Annotated in this window: 16 protein-coding genes (1 of these 16 cut by a window edge); 5 read left to right on the top strand and 11 right to left on the bottom strand. The window is 37.3% G+C overall.

Annotation, left to right across the window (positions count from 1 at the left end):
• On the top strand, positions 1 to 1,116 hold the 3' portion of the coding sequence (locus V4B18_RS02885) for a M23 family metallopeptidase (protein ID WP_455476336.1). Its footprint begins 882 nt before the window's first position; the window shows 1,116 of its 1,998 coding nt (coding positions 883–1,998); the start codon falls outside the window, past its left edge; it ends in the stop codon at positions 1,114 to 1,116.
• Between the two features lie 208 nt (positions 1,117 to 1,324).
• On the opposite strand, the gene V4B18_RS02880 is transcribed toward V4B18_RS02885, so the two are convergent.
• From V4B18_RS02880 to V4B18_RS02870, 3 genes are all read right to left on the bottom strand, one after another.
• On the bottom strand, positions 1,325 to 2,728 hold the full coding sequence (locus V4B18_RS02880) for a sensor histidine kinase (protein ID WP_455476335.1): 1,404 nt from the start codon (positions 2,726 to 2,728) through the stop codon (positions 1,325 to 1,327).
• 237 nt (positions 2,729 to 2,965) lie between these two features.
• On the bottom strand, positions 2,966 to 3,520 hold the full coding sequence (locus V4B18_RS02875; RefSeq protein WP_455476334.1) for an RNA polymerase sigma factor: 555 nt from the start codon (positions 3,518 to 3,520) through the stop codon (positions 2,966 to 2,968).
• A gap of 6 nt (positions 3,521 to 3,526) precedes the next feature.
• Positions 3,527 to 3,730 (bottom strand): NepR family anti-sigma factor, encoded by a 204-nt coding sequence (locus tag V4B18_RS02870; protein ID WP_455476333.1) that lies wholly within the window; start codon positions 3,728 to 3,730, stop codon positions 3,527 to 3,529.
• Positions 3,731 to 3,902: 172 nt separating this feature from the next.
• Between V4B18_RS02870 and V4B18_RS02865 the strand changes: the two genes are divergently transcribed.
• The 4 genes from V4B18_RS02865 (at position 3,903) to V4B18_RS02850 (ending at position 6,829) form a co-directional block, all read left to right on the top strand.
• Positions 3,903 to 4,697 (top strand): response regulator, encoded by a 795-nt coding sequence (locus V4B18_RS02865; RefSeq protein WP_455476332.1) that lies wholly within the window; start codon positions 3,903 to 3,905, stop codon positions 4,695 to 4,697.
• Between the two features lie 20 nt (positions 4,698 to 4,717).
• Entirely contained in the window at positions 4,718 to 5,731 is a 1,014-nt protein-coding gene (locus V4B18_RS02860) for a sensor histidine kinase (RefSeq protein ID WP_455476331.1), read from the top strand.
• 230 nt (positions 5,732 to 5,961) lie between these two features.
• Positions 5,962 to 6,309: a hypothetical protein gene (locus tag V4B18_RS02855; RefSeq protein ID WP_455476330.1), complete on the top strand. Its 348-nt coding sequence runs from the start codon at positions 5,962 to 5,964 to the stop codon at positions 6,307 to 6,309.
• Positions 6,310 to 6,394: 85 nt separating this feature from the next.
• Positions 6,395 to 6,829 (top strand): hypothetical protein, encoded by a 435-nt coding sequence (locus tag V4B18_RS02850; RefSeq protein WP_455476329.1) that lies wholly within the window; start codon positions 6,395 to 6,397, stop codon positions 6,827 to 6,829.
• A 58-nt stretch (positions 6,830 to 6,887) separates the two neighbouring features.
• Here the strand turns inward: V4B18_RS02850 and V4B18_RS02845 are convergent, their stop codons facing one another.
• The 8 genes from V4B18_RS02845 to V4B18_RS02810 all read right to left on the bottom strand — a co-directional run bounded on the left by V4B18_RS02845 (position 6,888) and on the right by V4B18_RS02810 (position 16,726).
• Positions 6,888 to 7,610 carry a DUF4167 domain-containing protein gene (locus V4B18_RS02845; protein WP_455476328.1) on the bottom strand — a complete coding sequence of 241 codons (723 nt, stop codon included), beginning with the start codon at positions 7,608 to 7,610 and terminating at the stop codon, positions 6,888 to 6,890.
• A 1,975-nt stretch (positions 7,611 to 9,585) separates the two neighbouring features.
• Positions 9,586 to 10,032 carry a hypothetical protein gene (locus tag V4B18_RS02840; protein WP_455476327.1) on the bottom strand — a complete coding sequence of 149 codons (447 nt, stop codon included), beginning with the start codon at positions 10,030 to 10,032 and terminating at the stop codon, positions 9,586 to 9,588.
• Positions 10,033 to 10,781: 749 nt separating this feature from the next.
• The gene (locus V4B18_RS02835) at positions 10,782 to 11,432 is read right to left on the bottom strand and encodes a lysozyme (protein WP_455476326.1); all 651 of its coding nucleotides are present in this window, start codon (positions 11,430 to 11,432) and stop codon (positions 10,782 to 10,784) included.
• 185 nt (positions 11,433 to 11,617) lie between these two features.
• The gene (locus V4B18_RS02830) at positions 11,618 to 11,836 is read right to left on the bottom strand and encodes a hypothetical protein (RefSeq protein ID WP_455476325.1); all 219 of its coding nucleotides are present in this window, start codon (positions 11,834 to 11,836) and stop codon (positions 11,618 to 11,620) included.
• Between the two features lie 900 nt (positions 11,837 to 12,736).
• Complete coding sequence (locus V4B18_RS02825; protein WP_455476324.1) at positions 12,737 to 13,861, bottom strand: tail fiber domain-containing protein; 1,125 nt, start codon at positions 13,859 to 13,861, stop codon at positions 12,737 to 12,739.
• Positions 13,858 to 14,316: a hypothetical protein gene (locus V4B18_RS02820; protein ID WP_455476323.1), complete on the bottom strand. Its 459-nt coding sequence runs from the start codon at positions 14,314 to 14,316 to the stop codon at positions 13,858 to 13,860. Before V4B18_RS02820 ends, V4B18_RS02825 begins: the two co-directional genes overlap by 4 nt.
• Positions 14,317 to 14,578: 262 nt before the next feature.
• Entirely contained in the window at positions 14,579 to 16,045 is a 1,467-nt protein-coding gene (locus tag V4B18_RS02815; RefSeq protein WP_455476322.1) for a hypothetical protein, read from the bottom strand.
• A complete protein-coding gene (locus V4B18_RS02810) occupies positions 16,046 to 16,726 on the bottom strand; it encodes a hypothetical protein (protein WP_455476321.1) in 681 nt (226 codons plus the stop codon).
• Between the last annotated feature and the right edge of the window lie 29 nt (positions 16,727 to 16,755).

The raw sequence follows: 16,755 nt of genomic DNA, 5'->3' as shown, positions 1-16,755 counted from the left end.
GAACAAATTGCAAACGCCTTAGCCATGTTAAATCATTCCGATACGCTCAAAGAGAGAAGTCTTTTACGCATTGGAATCGTCACACAACCTGGAGAAGAAGATCATATTGTGCGCGCAAGTATCTATAAAGGTAAACATCACGTTCTTACAATTGCCCTCAATGATGATAACCAATTCGTTGAAAGTGCAGAACCAGAAATATCACACGCACTTAAAACCGCTTTTCAAAGTGGTATCCCTCAGATCAATACAGAACAATTACCAACAGCTTATGATGCCATCTACAGCGCAATACTCAGTCATAACATGTCAAAATCCCTCTCTCAACATATCATTCGTCTGCTTGCAACCAATATTGATATGAAAAGCCGGATATCACCAACAGATCAACTTGAAATATTTTATGCCGTACCACAGGAAAATGAGATAAACAAAAACAACAAAGAAGCAAAAAATGGAAAAAAGAATCTAAAAGCAAAAAAATTGACAGCAGATGTAGATCCTGAAATTCGCTACATTAGCGCAACATTCGGCAATGCAACTTATAAATATTACCGTTATCAATCAAAAGACGGAAGTGTGGATTACTATAACTCAGAAGGCAAAAATTCAAGACCCTTTTTAACCCGAAAACCTCTTCCAAATGGCATTTTTGGCTCCCCCTTTGGACCGCGTAAACACCCCATTTTAGGATATGTTCGAATGCATACGGGCGTTGATTGGGTTGCTCCGAAAGGTTCCCCCATCGTTGCTATTGGAGATGGAGTTGTAACAAGAATAGGCGTAATAGGTGGCTATGGAAACCATACAGAAATTCGACATGCCAATGGATATATTAGCACTTACTCACACCAAAGCCGTTATGCTGAAGGCATCAAATTAGGCGTCAAGGTGCGACAAGGGCAAATTATTGGATATGTTGGATCAACAGGAATGGCAACAGGTCCTCATCTTCATTTTGAAATTATTGTCAATGGCACAAAAGTTGATCCAATGCGTATCCGCCTCCCCGATAGAAAATCTTTAACAAATCAAGATTTGCAAGCATTTTTAAAAGAAAAAAACAATATCGATTCTTTGATAAACAGCCAATCACTCTCAGAAGATGCTTCTTAAGCAGCTTCTCAAAATGTATGACAACAGAATCCCCTTTCAATTTTGGCATGATAAAATCTGAAAGAGCAAAGAGCTAAAAAACAAATCCCATGATCCTCTTATTTTAATCAAAGCAGCCATTTTAATAGAATAAAATTTGCATTTCATTGGAAGCAGAAATCTCACCCTCTACGCAAGGTTTCTTTGATAAAACAAATAATACGTGATTTTAACCGTCCACGCTCAGCTTTGGCAAAGGAATCATAACTTTTGTCCCCCCCAAAGTAGAAATTTCAAAAAGTGGTTTTTTACCAAACTGCATACAAAGCTGTTCGATAACCAAACGACCAAGACCTGTTTTTTTCTTTGCACTCTGCGTGCCCATACCAACACCATCATCTTCCACGATCAACATCATTTGACCATCTTCTTGGGGACCAAATGAAATATGAATATTCCCAGAACGCTGATCAGGAAAGGCATGCTTTAAAGAATTTGTGAGCAATTCACCAAGAATAATTCCAAGCGTTGTCGCATCTCTTGAAGACAATCGATAATCTTTAAAGGAAGTATGAATGGTTATGTTTTCGCGCAATTCAAAAGGCACGGCCAATTCGACATCATGTACCACTGAACTTAGAAACTCTGCCAATGAAGTTGTTTCCATATCATCACTTAAACGTAAACGACGATGCGCCGCAGATATCGTCTGGATACGATCACGTGCAGCACCAAGAACGGAGCGAACTTCTTCATTTGTGCTACGATTTAATTGCAAACCAAGCAGAGAAGACACCGTACCAAGAGAATTACCGATGCGATGACTTGCATCCTGCAACAGCATTTCAACACGTTGACGTTCTTTTTCGGCATGATTGCGTGCTTTTTCCAATTCTTGTGTACGCTCCTTCACGCGCGCTTCAAGAGCAGCATTTTCACTATGTAACAGCAGTTGATACATTTTCAAGGAACGCACATCACGATGAAAGCGATTAATGACAAAATAAGCTGAAATAAAAGTACTCACCACAGAAATAATCGCTGCTACTGTTAAAGCAGCGCGCATCATTGTTATGTCTTCACGCTGTTTTTGCCGTACAATATCATCCCCATGAATAAAACTTGTCATCAATTGTGCTAAGCGTGCAACTTGAATTTTATGGATTTCAGGAAGAGCGAATTTTAAAGATTGATCAGAGCCTCCATCAAGAGCAAGCATATGGGCATTCATAAAATCCTTTCGCGCTTCAACCTCTTTTTTAAAAGCAGTAAACCATTCATACCATTGCGGATGCGCATAAACAATGAGCGCAGCATATTCGAGAATATCATCAAGATTGCGTGCTGCATTTTCAAAGTGTGCTTTATCTTCTGGATTTCTTGTTCTTGCATAGTTACGATCAGCGACAGCCATATCAATTAAACCAATGAGCACCAAATCAGCCTGCTCTCGCAATTCTGAACTTGTATTCAACCGTGCAACTTCTCTATTAACAGCATTTGAAAGCAGCATAATAAAAGCTGATGCCAAAAAAGCCATAACAAGAGATACAATAATTGCCGCCCAACGCCAGCGTGAAATCGTTGAAGCAGAAGTAGATATTTTAGGCAGCAAATTCGTCTCTGTTGTCATATAATTTCCATCAGCGAACCTAAAAATCGTCATTTTTTAGCATAAAGGAGGATTGCCTTGTGGAGATCGCACAGCACCAAAAGCCCGATTAATCACTTTATATAAGCTGCCCTTATTTTCCCAAGGATGCACGCCAAACACTTTAAATTCCCTCAAAATATCAACTTTTCCTTACTTTTATATAGCTATAAAGGGAATCAAAAAAACAAGCCTATAAACCATAATTATTATGCTTTTTTAGCCATTAAATGAACATAATGTACTTCCAGCTGAGTAAACATCGGGACCATAATCAGATTCACCATCCACCTTGAGAAGATCTTGCAAACGATTACGCGCTCTGCTCACACGGCTTTTGATTGTTCCAACAGCACAACCACAAATAGCTGCAGCATCTTCATAAGAAAAACCAGATGCGCCAATGAGAATAATGGCTTCTCTTTGATCATCGGACAACGTATTTAAGGCTTTTTTAAAATCTTGCAAATCGAGCGACCCATATTGAGCAGGATGAATCGCCACATTTTTGGTAAATACACCATCACTATCTTGAACTTCTCTTCCTTTTTTGCGCAATTGACTGTAAAATTCATTTCTCAAAATGGTAAAAAGCCAAGCTTTAAGATTAGTTCCCATTTCAAAGCTATCTTGTTTAGCCCATGCTTTCATAATAGTATCTTGAACTAAGTCTTCGGCTTTATCATGTTTACCGCTCAAAGAAACAGCAAAAGCTCGCAGTGTAGGTAAAATCAAGAGGAGCTCCCGTTTAAAATCTTGCACGCCCGTTCCCATGAAAGATCAAACCTTTTCTGCAGTGTTTAAGCTTAATTTTTCTACCTGATCAAGCCTGTCCAAAAGCTCTAATAGACGCACAGGGAGTGCTTCTTCCTGAATTTCTATGTAAAATTGACGTAACTTTCGAGCTATTTCACTATTGACCCCGAGAATGTCCTCTCCAAAAGCAAAGCAATTGGCGAGATTTTTTTCATCACGGTCGTTCATTTTTCATCCCCCTAATCCATATAATAATAGTAACAATGAAAAGAGGTTTTTGCACCTCATAGTTGTAAATATAATCTTATGTAAAAAGTTCCATACGAGAGGGGGAACTTTTTTACCTGCTGAAGATTTCCACTTAAGCAAAGTGCTTCAAAGGTCAAAGGAGTTAAAAATCATGTCATTATCAACGCGTATCGCACCACATCTTCCCTATCTTCGGCGTTTTGCTCGATCTGTCACAGGAAGCCAAACGTCTGGTGATGCCTATGTATCTGCGATGTTAGAAGCACTTATTGCTGATATTTCCATTTTTCCAAAGGCTTCCAGCAATCGCATCGGTACCTATTGGCTTTTTTGCCATCTTTTTGATCAGACCACGCCCAATATTCCCGACCCACTACCACAATTTGGTTTTGAGCAAAAAGCCAGTGCAAAATTATCATATCTCACACCACGAGCACGTCAGGCATTTCTTTTGATTGCAGTTGAAGGATTTAACGAACAAGAAGCGAGCGAAATCATGGATCTTGATGTGAAAGAGTTTCGCAAACTCCTCAACCAAGCATCAACGGACATTTCTCAACAAATTGCCACACAGATTATGATTATTGAAGACGAGCCTCTCATTGCTATGGATATTGAGCAAATGGTAGAAAGCCTTGGCCATCAAGTTGTTGGGATTGCACGTACCCGCGACGAAGCCGTAATGATACATCATCAAAAAAAACCACGCATGATTTTAGCTGATATTCAATTGGCTGATAACAGTTCCGGTATTGACGCAGTCAATGACATTTTAGAAGGAGATAATATCCCCGTTATCTTTATCACTGCTTTTCCTGAAAGATTATTGACTGGAGAGCGTCCAGAACCAACTTTTTTAGTAACCAAGCCTTTCAATCCTGATATGGTCAAAGCGCTCATTTCACAGGCTTTGTTTTTTCAAAAAAACACTTCCAAAGCCGCTTAATACAAGGTAACATTTTCATTATGCTTGTTACCTCTGTTCCCAAGCCTCCAATAGAAAAATCACACCTTAGCGCTTTAATGCAAGCCATTCGTGGTGCGGATATTTGTGTTTTGTATCAGACAACAAATCTGGTCTACGCATGGGCTGAAAACTTGCCGAAACATTTATATAACAAATGGCGCGTTGGATGCCGTGACATTGATTTTTTTTCACTCGATCTTGCTGACAATATGGAAACAATCAAATTGCAAGTTTTAGCCACTGGTAAAATGCAAACCATTGAAGCACGATTTGAAGATATGGCAAAACAAGCTATTTGGTATAAATTTTCTATCGATTGTCACCGCAACGATCAGGGAGAAATTATCGGCATTATCACCACCGGTGTTGATATTTCAGGATTACGCCGACGTGAACAGGTTCTGAAAATATTACTCCGAGAAGTCAGTCATCGCTCTAAAAATCTTTTAGCCATCATCCAAAGTATTGCTAGCCAAACCGCACGCTACACTGAATCGCTTCAGGTTTTTTTGCGCAAATTTCAAGGACGTATCCATTCTCTCTCTCATTCTCAAGATCTAATCACCGATTCCGATTGGCGTGGCGCTCAATTTCGTGAATTGATTCGTTCACAGACCTTAGATTATTTGATCAAAGAAACAGAACGCTTTTCTATTGAAGGCGTAGATCCTTATCTTTTTCCAAATGCAGCTTTGCATATTGGTCTAGCCTTTCATGAATTGATTGTTAACTCTCTCTCTTTTGGCGCTTTATCTCAAGAGAGGGGGCGCGTATATGTGCACTGCGAAATCAATAAAAAAATGGATGAAAAAACACAACTCCTCATTACTTGGAATGAAATTTTTGAATCTGGAAGCCTTGTTTCTGCTGATAAAAAAGCTTGTTTCGGCAGTGCTGTGTTAGAAAAGATCGTTCCTGCTGCTGTTGATGGTTCAGCTTCTTTAAAATTAACAGAGGAAGGTATCGTTTATTATCTTTATGTTCCTGATACTTACTTTGATACTTTATCCTAAAAAGCCGTTCAAATCTTGCAAAATAAAAAAGCAAAACGCTTGAATTTCCACAGCATATCTTTAGCAGATGCTTTTATTCCTAGTGTAACCAACTTCACTAAAACCAACAAAACGAGAATCCATCCATTTGGGAACAAAAGATCTTTGAAAACATTTAAAAGTTAAGAAAGCTAATCCTTGCGCTGATAAATTGCGTTACCGCACTCAGCCTTTAACTTGAGAAATATTTTATGAGTTCCCTCATTTTTGTCCTATTACTGGTTTCTTGTACAGATGATTTTACAAGCTGTTATTCTAATGAGACAATGGTCAAAACCTATCCGACCGCCCAAGCATGTGATCAAGCCTTGGAGCCATCTGTTCAAAGATTTGCGTCGTATGGAGAACAAGTTTTTGCCCAATGCACCAGCATGAATGCCAACTTACCTCAAGAAGAAGCTAATCTCACTTGGACTGTAACCAATAGAGGCAATTTCCTAATTAAAAATCACAACATAGATAATAGTTTAAGCACAGATCACACAGCAGAGGATCTTCCTTCCGCATACCCTCTTTTGCATAAGGTGCGCATAGAATAGTATAAGATATGCATAGACGACTTGCACAAAAATTATTAAAAGCATAAATCAGTTACACTCTAAAAAATTAATGGAAGAGTGCAACATGACAGACAATAAACAAATTTATATTTCAAGCAATGACTATGCAGAGCAATGTGCTCTACCTCAAGATCAACCTTTAGATCCTGCAGTAGAATGTATCAGAAAAAAGCTCATGCGCTTAATGATTATTTCTATTTCAATAACGCTCATTCTTATTCTCGCCGTACTGTTTGGCGTTATCTACAAGATCATGACACCCGCATCGGCTCCAAAGCAAGAAGACTCTTTCTTTTCTCAGAGCAAAACCCTCAAAACTACCCACCACACTCTCTCTTTACCAAAAGGAGCACACATCCTGTCGCAAAGTCTTTCAGAACACAATATCGCGCTGAAAATCTTAACACCAGAAGGGCAAACACAATTTATGATTTATAATTATTACACTGGTGCACTTATTGCGATTCTTTCAATTGAAACAGCTAATTCTTCCATTTAAAACAAGTTCTATTGATTAAAGAAGCACCCTTAAGCTCACTTAAACACTGTTCTTACGTTTAAACATTTCCTTCTGCTGAAGATGTTTCTACTCGAGATGCAGCCACGCGCCGACGACGTGGTTTTCTTGGAACCTCTGCGCTTAACAAAGGAATGGAGGAGATTTTCTCTGCTACCTCATCTTCATTTTCAGCATTCTCTGGTGTTCCTTGCGCAAGCTCAAGGAATGGCTCTTCCTGATTTTTTGCAACGCGTCGACGTGAAGCACGGCGTAGTTTTTTAACAGATTCGGTACTCTCTTGTGCAACAGGTGGCTCTTGCCCATCGTATAGAGCATTGTTGTCCAAGACTTCATCGCCCTCATAGCCATTTTTTTCCTTACCTTGTAAGCCATTGCTACTTTTTTTCTGCTGCTCAGAACTATCACAGCTGATACCGTCTTTTTTTGCGCCTTCACTATTTATTTCGTCAAACTCTTGCTCACTGCTATCCTCACGACGCGCAAGTTGAGGCATTTGCGCAGTCGCTGCCAGAATGATACGCAAATAATGTTCAGCGTGTTGCAAATAATTTTCAGACATCACGCGATCACCACTTCCTTGTGCATCTCGTGCAAGACTTAAATATTTATCAGCAATTTGCTGTGCATTTCCACGAATCTTAACATCTGGACCGCTACTTTCATAATTGCGAGATAACGGGTTAGGACCGCGACGGCTATTGTTATTCCCATTATTGTTATTATTACGACCGCGCGCCCGTCTATTTTGTTGTGGCCTCATCTTCATCCCTTTTGGAGTCTGTGTTTTAATTGATTCTTTTGCATTGCATTATTTTTCAATAACGCCGATCATGTTTAAAATACGGTCATCAGGCTATCCGCGCTTTATTATACTAAAATGATACCTACTGATATTTGATAAAAGCACATATTTTTTGAGAATCACAAAAACAGTAGGGAAAACCCAAGCCCAAACTTCCCTATTTCTCTTTTAATCAGCAGAAACGTAGTGATGTTCACATAAAATGCCAAGTGTTTTTTTTAAAATAGACTAAATTTTACTAAAAAAACCACCATTTTGTGGAAAACAGCAAGAAACGAAAACACGCACACAATACTTCAACAAACGAACAACCGCCTCGGCAAAACCAACCGCGTCATCAAAACTTAAATGATTCTTTTAGAAAAACTTAAGTGATTCTCTCATTAAAACCACAACTCCTAAAAAACACCAACACTCTCCGTTCATTCGCATATCCAGCTCATGAACGCCTTTTTCCCCACAAATTACCTATTAAACGAATATATACTCATTATGCTGACACATATACATATGCTTATTATGTAAACATAACCTCTTTTCTGTGCTAAAGCAACCCCACTTTGAGCAGACACTTAAGCTACTACGTAATAAGATTACCTATTTTACAGGTAAGTTAACAGATTACATTGTTCAAGTGCTTTTACTATTAAAAATCCATCATTTTCGTTAGAATCAGTAAGCGCTGCTGCACGTTAAATTTTATCAGCTTCCTCAAAAACGCTTTATATCAAAAAAAACAGAGCGTTTTTTAGCTCTTTTTGTCATATTTTCCCGATGAGGAAAACCCTGTAAAAACGCGCACAGCATTTTCACATTGAATCATCACATAATCTTAAAACAAAAAAAATCTTCTTTTCTTGGCTTATTTTACAATAATCAACCGAAAAATTTAAAGGATTTGTTATATCTCTTTATTGTTGAGGGAGAAAATTTTCCTTTTTTTCTCAATCGAAATAAAAATTCGCTGCACACGTTGTTGAAGATTTTTGTAAAAATATGTATCCTTGAAACGCTTTCTATAACAAGGCATAGAACTTCTTGATTAAATGAGGGCGAAAGGTCAATGACGGCGCTGTAAGGTTCATGTTTTTTTACCATAGGCTTGTTTAGCCACAATGGATATAGACATATTTTAACACTGCAAATTATTTATTTTCTACCAGTTTTATAATTGATTCTCAAAGCTCAATCTCGCAAAAGTAGATTTTATTCAAACTTTAGCAACCTACATTTCGCCAAACTCATCCTCAACGCGTATCATATAAAAAGGCATCTTGTTCTTGCTTTTGTTATAGCGTTCTAGAACATTATCGGTATATTCAATGTGCTTTTGAGCAAAGAAACACAAGGTATTTTTTAACACAAAAACATTTATGATAAATATTTTACTTAAAATTTGTGTAGAATGTGAAATTATTGCAAACAACACAATCAATAAAAACCTTTATATGTTTTTACCGAGATATAAGTACGCCAACGGTTCTTTTTTCTGAACCTCTTCTTTTTAAATACCCAAGGCGCTTAATCCCTCTTTTTAGCATCCTGCAAAAAATGACCAAATTAAATTATTGCGCTTGTAGTTTTTTATCAAAAACAATACAAAAATTTTATATACGAGATAATTTTTTAAAGCTTTAATGCCAACAGAAAATTTGAAAATTTTTGTGCTTAAAACAAAGAATCAAAGGCATAAATTTTTACGTACATTTTTTACCTTTCTCCCAATTATCTTCACAAAGATAACATTGAACGCTTTTGCCTTAATCTTTTGCAATGGCTCTGCGACACTGTTAAAAAATGAAATAGGTAGGAAGAACTGTTCGTTAAGCGACAGTTATACTTTCCAAAAAATACGAAACTCCTCGATGTTTTTAGGCTCAACTTTAAGAATTTTGGAACAAGACTTCATATATCATTCGATGTGAGCAAAAACTTAAAAGTAATTACGTACTTTTCGCTCTTCATGATTTTTTTCATTAATAAAGCAGTCTCGTAAGAGAAAATAGCTTCCATCTCCTGGTCGCACCATTTTAATACATCTTTCCTTTGTGTGGTAAGAAAGATCATCCCACATATCACGGATTGCAAAATAGGCTTCACTTTCTAAATTAACGCAACGATAATAAACTTCTTTTTTCACATCGGGCAGAACTGAAGCAGAAATTTCTTTGCAATAAATGCGCAAATCAAATGTTGGAATAGCCAGAGCAACCAGCTCTTGTTGTGCAGAATAATCTGTTGTGAGAAAAAAATAATTAACAGCTTTTTTAACGGCAAAACCACATATAACAATAAAAAGAATAACAATATAAACACGAAAGGCTATACGATAAAATTTTCTGCGATATAGCTTCCTCATCGCATGGACTCTTCTTTCCATGAATATCATATCCTCTAATGTACTAAGGGGGTGAATTCTTTCATAACGGACAATGATGTAAACATAAACCCCGCACCATAAAGATGCATTAGAAACAATAGCCAAGTTTTTGCATCAAAAAGCACCCCGTAGGCTGCAAATAGAGTATTTTTTTCTTCAAGCTCTCTCAGGCCATTAATGTTTTTATCCCCTTTTTTGTGTTCACTTAATTATTTATTGGAAAATTTTTCGTTCCTTTTATAAAAAAATACAGAGGATTTACCATAAGATTTTGTTGATGTAAAATTGCCTGAAGATAATGTAATTAATTTCAATGCCCCAACCTTTCCTTTTTTCCTCTTTTGCGCTTTTACGTTTTTGCTGAAGAAACGAGTAAAAAATTGTTAAAATATTTTCTATCATAGACCCTATCGAAGATTTAAATTTTGCTTTTGAGCAAATTAGTCTATCGCCAAAATCCAGCAAATAATAACAGCCCTGTTTTCACAAAAGAGGCTGGTTTATTAATGGTTGTGGGGAATATCCATCCCGCACAATAAAGGAGCATACTCATCTGTCACTCTATCAAGAACAAAACAAAGCTGAAAGAGAGAAAATTGTATCATTAATTTTTTTACGATTTTGAAAAGTAGAAATAGCTAGAATAAAAGTTCTATTTTTTTAAAGAAACGTCCACAAAAAAAGCCACTCAAGATAGCGGCAATACACAGGACTAAAATAAAACTCCAACGAGAAAAAAGTCACCTTTCTTATTCTCTCATCCGATAAATAGACATCCCAATACCAGCAACAGTTGCCAAAATCATAATAAAGGCTAAAGCCCATTGTATAGGTCCATGTCCCGTTAAAATTCCTGTTAATCCAGAAAATGAACCAATAATTGGTGCTAAAACTTCCACTTCCCAAAAGGATTTTTGTGGCGATTCGACTTCTTGATAATTAGGAGAAACATAAGCGCCTTTTGTCCACAACCCCGCTTCAGCAGCCCGCCTGTATACGAGACCTTGTAAACGTTTTCCTCCTGCTTTTGTCCATTTTTGCAATTCAGCTGGCACAGCTTCATAATCACCTTCATTAAGCTTTTTTAAAAGCGTAGAATTGTGAAAAGCCTTTATCCCTACATTATAGCAAAAGGAGACAAGAGCGGCAAACTGCTCATCAGTTAAAAATTGATTAACTGCACATTCAACAGCTTTTTCAAATTGTTTCAAATCTTCTTGTAATAAGATTTCTGCTTGTTTTTCAGTAATTTGCATTCCTTCTTGCACGGAAGGTTTTCCCGTTTGCGCGGTATGTCCATAGCCGATTGTCCACACACCAACAGCATCTTTATAAGCATGTAAGCGAAGACCTTCCCATTGTTTAATAAGAGCAAGCCCCTCTTTTGAGATTTTTCGCATTTTTTTAAACTCCTCATGCAACTTATGGTGTAAAAAAAAATAGGATTGGAGAATGGAAAGGATCGAGACTGCTGCACCTTTAAAGCACTTTCACTTTCTGCGTTGCCATTTTTATTTTCTATTTCGTTTTCAATCTTTTTCGTGCTTTTTTGGGAATCTTGTTCATACTCAACATTCTCAAGATCTTAGAAGAACGTTTTCAATTGTTGTTCTAAAGTCTCTAGGCGTTGTGAAATCTGTGTGATATTTTTTGTCTGTTTTTTATCAAGACTGCTGATATCTTTATGTATTTTCTTTAATAATGCATTCAAGGGAACATGTCCCAATTTGTCATTGACATAAAGAGCTACACGAATGTGTTCATGATTATCAATGTCAGCGATAGAAAATGAAAAGAGTGCCATTTCATAACCTCCTATTTGTTTCATAGATAAGGGGCAAATTTTTAGGACTGGCGACTTTGCGCGCTTTTTGTATGTGCATCCCAAAGTCTTAAATTATTGAGCTGCAAAAAGATGACAATCGGCGCGAACAAGGCTTTAAATTGAATAACTTCCGAGCATTTTTTAGCTATATTTCAAGAGGAGTGAGTTTATCCGCATTGCGTAGATCTCTATAGGATCGGAGCTCTTTGTGTGTTTTCAGAACTCTCACTTTATCATTGTGCGTATTTGTACAATAAGAGCGAACATTGTGCACACATTTTTCCGTATCCATGTTTGACCAATAATGGCAAAGAGATTTTTCCATTTTCTCTAAAATAGGCACTAATAGGCTGTATGCCATTGCTCAAAACTACTCTTCAGACATTTTTTTATAACAACAAAAAGCGCAATAATCTCACGACCCCAATTTAAGAAAAGAAACAAAGAGCAACTTTCTTTATTTTTGCCAATCATCTCCTTAATAATTAGTCAGCACATAAAGGTTTCCCAGCAAAATTTCCTTGCATGCAAAAAGCCCTCCCCCCCTTTGATGACCTTATAAACGTTATTGAAAGCCACAGCTGTTGTTTTCCCCCACATATTCATCCCTTGGTTTTGGAGCTCAAAATCATAGTGCTAATAGATCAAAAAAGAGGCAAAAGAGACTGTGTTGATTAAACGAATGAACATTTTTCCTCACCCATCTCAGAACTCGTATATCAATCACCGTGTCCTTATCTGATAAAAACAGATTTTCTCATCGCACAAATATTCTCACTTGTTAACCTGTATAGGGGAGCTATTTTTCTCCCCAATTTATGAACTTATTGACAACGAGTATTTTTGAATGCCTCTGTTACGACTAATTACAAATATTTCTCATAGAATATGTCTTTTTTTTAAAAAATAAACACAAGTAAAGAGATTATAAAGGAAGGAAAAAATTTTATTTTTTGGCGCTTTAATTTTTTTTATTTTAAAACCAATTTTACCATAATCGACATGCAGTAATTTTGTTTTTGGATCCATATAAACAGCATCTGGATTTAAAAGCAGTACCTCTTGAGCAAGAACGCCTTGATAGCGCTGTGGATCTCCTTTATAATTAAATGTATAAAGCGGATAACCATTTTTTTTTCCTACTGGCACAATATTTTCTTTGACTCGAACATCAGAAAGTCCGAAAATTCCCCCTACCAACCCAAGCAATCGCTGTATATCGTTTAACGGATCATTTACAACTGATGGCTTTGTTATCGTTTGTCCTGATGTTGTTCCATAGTTTCCTGCAGCTTGCTTTCCCGTTTGCAATAACCGTTCCAGTTGGTTCCATTCCTTATTATCTTCTTCTGCCCACTTTTGGCGCTGAGCATCCAAGGCATTTTGGTTTGCACTATCTTGAGCCATTCCACCCTTTAAAGCATTACTTTGAGCAGCACTTTGTCCTTGAAAAAAAGCATTTGCAGCGTTAACCTGATCTCGCAAAGAATTATCAATCATCTGATTTGCGTTCATCATATTTTTTATATCTTGATTATACTGCTGTGCAGTAGCATTTGTTGCCAATGTACCAAGTTCATCGGCAAGAACCTTAGTATGTGCGCCAGACCCGTATCGCCCAGCTCCTGCTACAGATTGATTAATGGCGTCAGAGGTTTTATTGAGGGCATTTTGCAGTGCCATATCAAATTTGCTATTTCCCCCAATCAAATCTCCCTTTGCCATATTAGAGAGGTTTGTTGCACTTTGTGTTGGAGTATTCAGCAATCCCATCAGAGCTGGATTATTATATTGATCAGCAGCATTTTGTAATCCTGTAATCGCATTTTGTGTTATATTGCTTAAACCAGCGGTGCGTTCACCTTGATAAACGTTACCCCCAACGCCTTTATTAAAAAGATCGAGCGCTTGAGAACTGACGGTTTTAAAGATATCTTCTGCCCATATAGGTGGAGCATTTGTCTGTGTTGTTGTTTGAATTTGTGGTGTTACTTTTTTCCTCATGGGACTAGAACCTTTCTATAATGAATAAGATTACGAGAATATCCATGATGAGCGAGCATTTTAGCCCATCCAGACCTTCCAAGTGTCAACATTTCATCAGCGTTAATTGCACGTGCCCATTCTTCAATTTTCTCAATCAATTTGACCAATTTTACGCCTCCCTCTCCGGCAAGATCCAGAATAACAACACGTTTTTTTCCTGTGTGAGTCATTTCAATTTTTGTGATCACGAAAGCGCTAAATTTGGAGTTGTTTTTTAAGATGATCCATAATTGTGTTTGGCCTGTAGCGATTTCTTGAGCCATTGTAGCCAAGCACACATCATCTGGAAATCGTTTTGCATATTTTCTCATAGCGACATTAATATCACTTTGATAGCATGCTATTTTTTCCCATGGCCACTGATTAGTGAGGTGAACAGAATAAGAGTTTTTATTATCTTGTTGCTGTGTCATAATTTTATTTTTTAGCCTTTTTGCAGTTAACTTCATGATCAATAGCAAAACATAATTTAACTGCTTCATTCTTCGATATGCGGCATAGCTAAAAACGTAGCTATTTTTGGTTTGTGGGCATGACTAAACACGCTAACTCTTTTTCACTTAGGAGCATGACCAACGCATATTTTTTTCATTTATGGACGTGGCTGAGAGCGCATAATTCTTTTTCGTTTAAGATCATACACAACGCATAACTCTTTTTTATTTAGAGGCATGCTTAACGCATGCCAGCGGGCTTTAACTCCACATCAAATCCCGTAACATGAGACCAATTAACCCCCTCAGGAATTCGCAATTTAAAGCGATAAAACCGCGCTCTCACGCGATAATGAATTTGGCCGGTGTTATGAGAGGGTTGTTTTTCAGGAAGCCAAAAAATTTCCTCTTCGAGAGATTGACGCAAACGTATTCCAACCGACAAATAAAACTTTTTGCTATCAACTTGAGGCATAATATTTTTTACCCGCGTTATCATGCCATTTGTCTGCCCCATCTCCTGCGATGTCACAACACAAGCCATAGGTTTACCAGAAAATGAACCAAGTCTTCCCTGATTATCAAAAGCACCAAGAACAGGAGATTCATTGTTCCAAACTTTACTGTCGAGTGAAAAAGATAAATCATCAATGCTTTTTGAAATCTGATCAAGCCCTTCTAGCGTGATGCCTGATAGGAAAATAGGCAAAATCATTTTGATGTCCAAAATAGCCTTTGTCCATTTTTGCAGACTCCAATCATAAATGAGTAAGATGCGTTCTTGTTCTGTATCATCTCCCTCCACCATCCAATAAACGCGATTATAAACCCCATCTATAGCAGCAGACAAAGTGGAGATATTATTATGATTAATTTTTGTAATAACAGTTCGATCCACTTTTTCAAAACCAATAGGCAAAATTTGTCCATCATTGGTTATCTGATAAAATCCTCCATCATCGGCAAAGAAAGAAAAATTTCCTCGACAAACTATAGATTCAGCGTTTTTTACGCCACGTTTATCGTGTATTTTTTGAAAACTGAAAATCATCTTGGATCCAGGAATAAAAGATCCAGCATAGATTGCTGATCGCATAAAGATGATTGGGTTTGTTGTTTCGGTTGATCCTTGGACATATCCACCATCAGGGAAATCTTGATAATCGCAGCTTTTTTTTCCGACCGTCCAGCATTCGATATCATTTAGCCCTGACCAATGCACACGCCTTGGATACTTTGTTAATTTCATCAAACAGACAAAATCACCCCACACGCGAACGATTCCAGCTCGTGGAGGATTTCCGCCTAAATCTCTAAATCTTCTATCACGATTAGCAAGATTGATGACTTGTGGCTTATCATTAGCGTTAACAGCAATAACATAATCGCCAAACAAAGCGAAAGACCAAGGTGCATCGACATTGGCAAGATATTGTTTTTTTTCTCGACTAATATCCTGCCATTGCATTGTTGTATTGTTGAGTAGGTAGATTTTTTTTTCTGTTCCAGCAATAATGGACACACCAGACTTCGTTTTGACAGCAATAGCGCTTAAAATGAGATCAGGACAAGGTGTTGCTAAAGGCATAAAGCTTGGCATAGGAATATAAGACCCATCAGCTGGCAACACGTTGATAAGCTCATCCGTGAAGATACCACTGATGTCAGCAACATCTGGTCGATAATCCGCGATTGGGAAAAAAGCCATTTAAAACCCCATTGGAATAATTTTTGAAGAGCCTTTTTTGCGTGATGTTTCGATATGCAAAGCTTTAAGCTGCTCTTGAAAATCATTGAAAGAAACAGCAGCATATTCAGGATCTTTGAGGATATTTTTATAAAGCTCGTACTTTGCGCGTGCTTTAATGAGATCAAATGCATAAAGCATCCAAGGATCATCTTCAAGCATAATATTTTCTTCGCCAAAACGTGCAGATGCATAAGAAAATCGTACAGTATCACTCATTTTTGGCGTTGGGAAGAGACCTATTTTTTGATCCACGCAGGTATAAAAGAAAGGTGTTCCTTGCGGTGGATTTGTACCATATTTTTTTTTCAAGACCTTTGGAGTTTCATAAATTAATTGTGTTTGTGTTGTAGGATTTTTTCCTAAAAACATAGCCTCAATATCTTTTTCTGTCCTAATAAAGAGTCCTTCTTGTTGTCCATACCATATTTTTCCACTTTGTGTGTTAAATGTTGGTTTAATCTTATCATTGAAGAAAAAGTTTTCCCGTTTACACAAGCGTAAAGCGGTAAAGATTGAATCTTGAATTTGAATGGAATATTCAGCTGTTGTATCGTCAATTTCGTCTTGAATAAGCGCAACCATATGGGCAAAAATTTTAGACTGATCTTGTTGTGTAAGATCGACGGATGAAACGGTCATGAAGCACCATAATCCTTGATTTAAGTATG

The sequence above is a fragment of the Bartonella sp. B17 genome (assembly GCF_053795755.1).
This window is presented reverse-complemented; position numbering and strand designations above follow the sequence as displayed.

Bases quoted from the DNA above. Each gene is read 5' to 3' on its own strand.
- V4B18_RS02850 (WP_455476329.1), top strand. From the start codon at position 6,395: ATGACAGACAATAAACAAATTTATATTTCAAGCAATGACTATGCAGAG.
- V4B18_RS02825 (WP_455476324.1), bottom strand. From the start codon at position 13,861: ATGAGGAAAAAAGTAACACCACAAATTCAAACAACAACACAGACAAAT.
- V4B18_RS02860 (WP_455476331.1), top strand. From the start codon at position 4,718: ATGCTTGTTACCTCTGTTCCCAAGCCTCCAATAGAAAAATCACACCTT.
- V4B18_RS02845 (WP_455476328.1), bottom strand. From the start codon at position 7,610: ATGAGGCCACAACAAAATAGACGGGCGCGCGGTCGTAATAATAACAAT.
- V4B18_RS02855 (WP_455476330.1), top strand. From the start codon at position 5,962: ATGAGTTCCCTCATTTTTGTCCTATTACTGGTTTCTTGTACAGATGAT.
- V4B18_RS02835 (WP_455476326.1), bottom strand. From the start codon at position 11,432: ATGCGAAAAATCTCAAAAGAGGGGCTTGCTCTTATTAAACAATGGGAA.
- V4B18_RS02810 (WP_455476321.1), bottom strand. From the start codon at position 16,726: ATGACCGTTTCATCCGTCGATCTTACACAACAAGATCAGTCTAAAATT.
- V4B18_RS02880 (WP_455476335.1), bottom strand. From the start codon at position 2,728: ATGACAACAGAGACGAATTTGCTGCCTAAAATATCTACTTCTGCTTCA.
- V4B18_RS02865 (WP_455476332.1), top strand. From the start codon at position 3,903: ATGTCATTATCAACGCGTATCGCACCACATCTTCCCTATCTTCGGCGT.
- V4B18_RS02870 (WP_455476333.1), bottom strand. From the start codon at position 3,730: ATGAACGACCGTGATGAAAAAAATCTCGCCAATTGCTTTGCTTTTGGA.
- V4B18_RS02820 (WP_455476323.1), bottom strand. From the start codon at position 14,316: ATGACACAGCAACAAGATAATAAAAACTCTTATTCTGTTCACCTCACT.
- V4B18_RS02815 (WP_455476322.1), bottom strand. From the start codon at position 16,045: ATGGCTTTTTTCCCAATCGCGGATTATCGACCAGATGTTGCTGACATC.
- V4B18_RS02840 (WP_455476327.1), bottom strand. From the start codon at position 10,032: ATGGAAAGAAGAGTCCATGCGATGAGGAAGCTATATCGCAGAAAATTT.
- V4B18_RS02875 (WP_455476334.1), bottom strand. From the start codon at position 3,520: ATGGGAACGGGCGTGCAAGATTTTAAACGGGAGCTCCTCTTGATTTTA.
- V4B18_RS02830 (WP_455476325.1), bottom strand. From the start codon at position 11,836: ATGGCACTCTTTTCATTTTCTATCGCTGACATTGATAATCATGAACAC.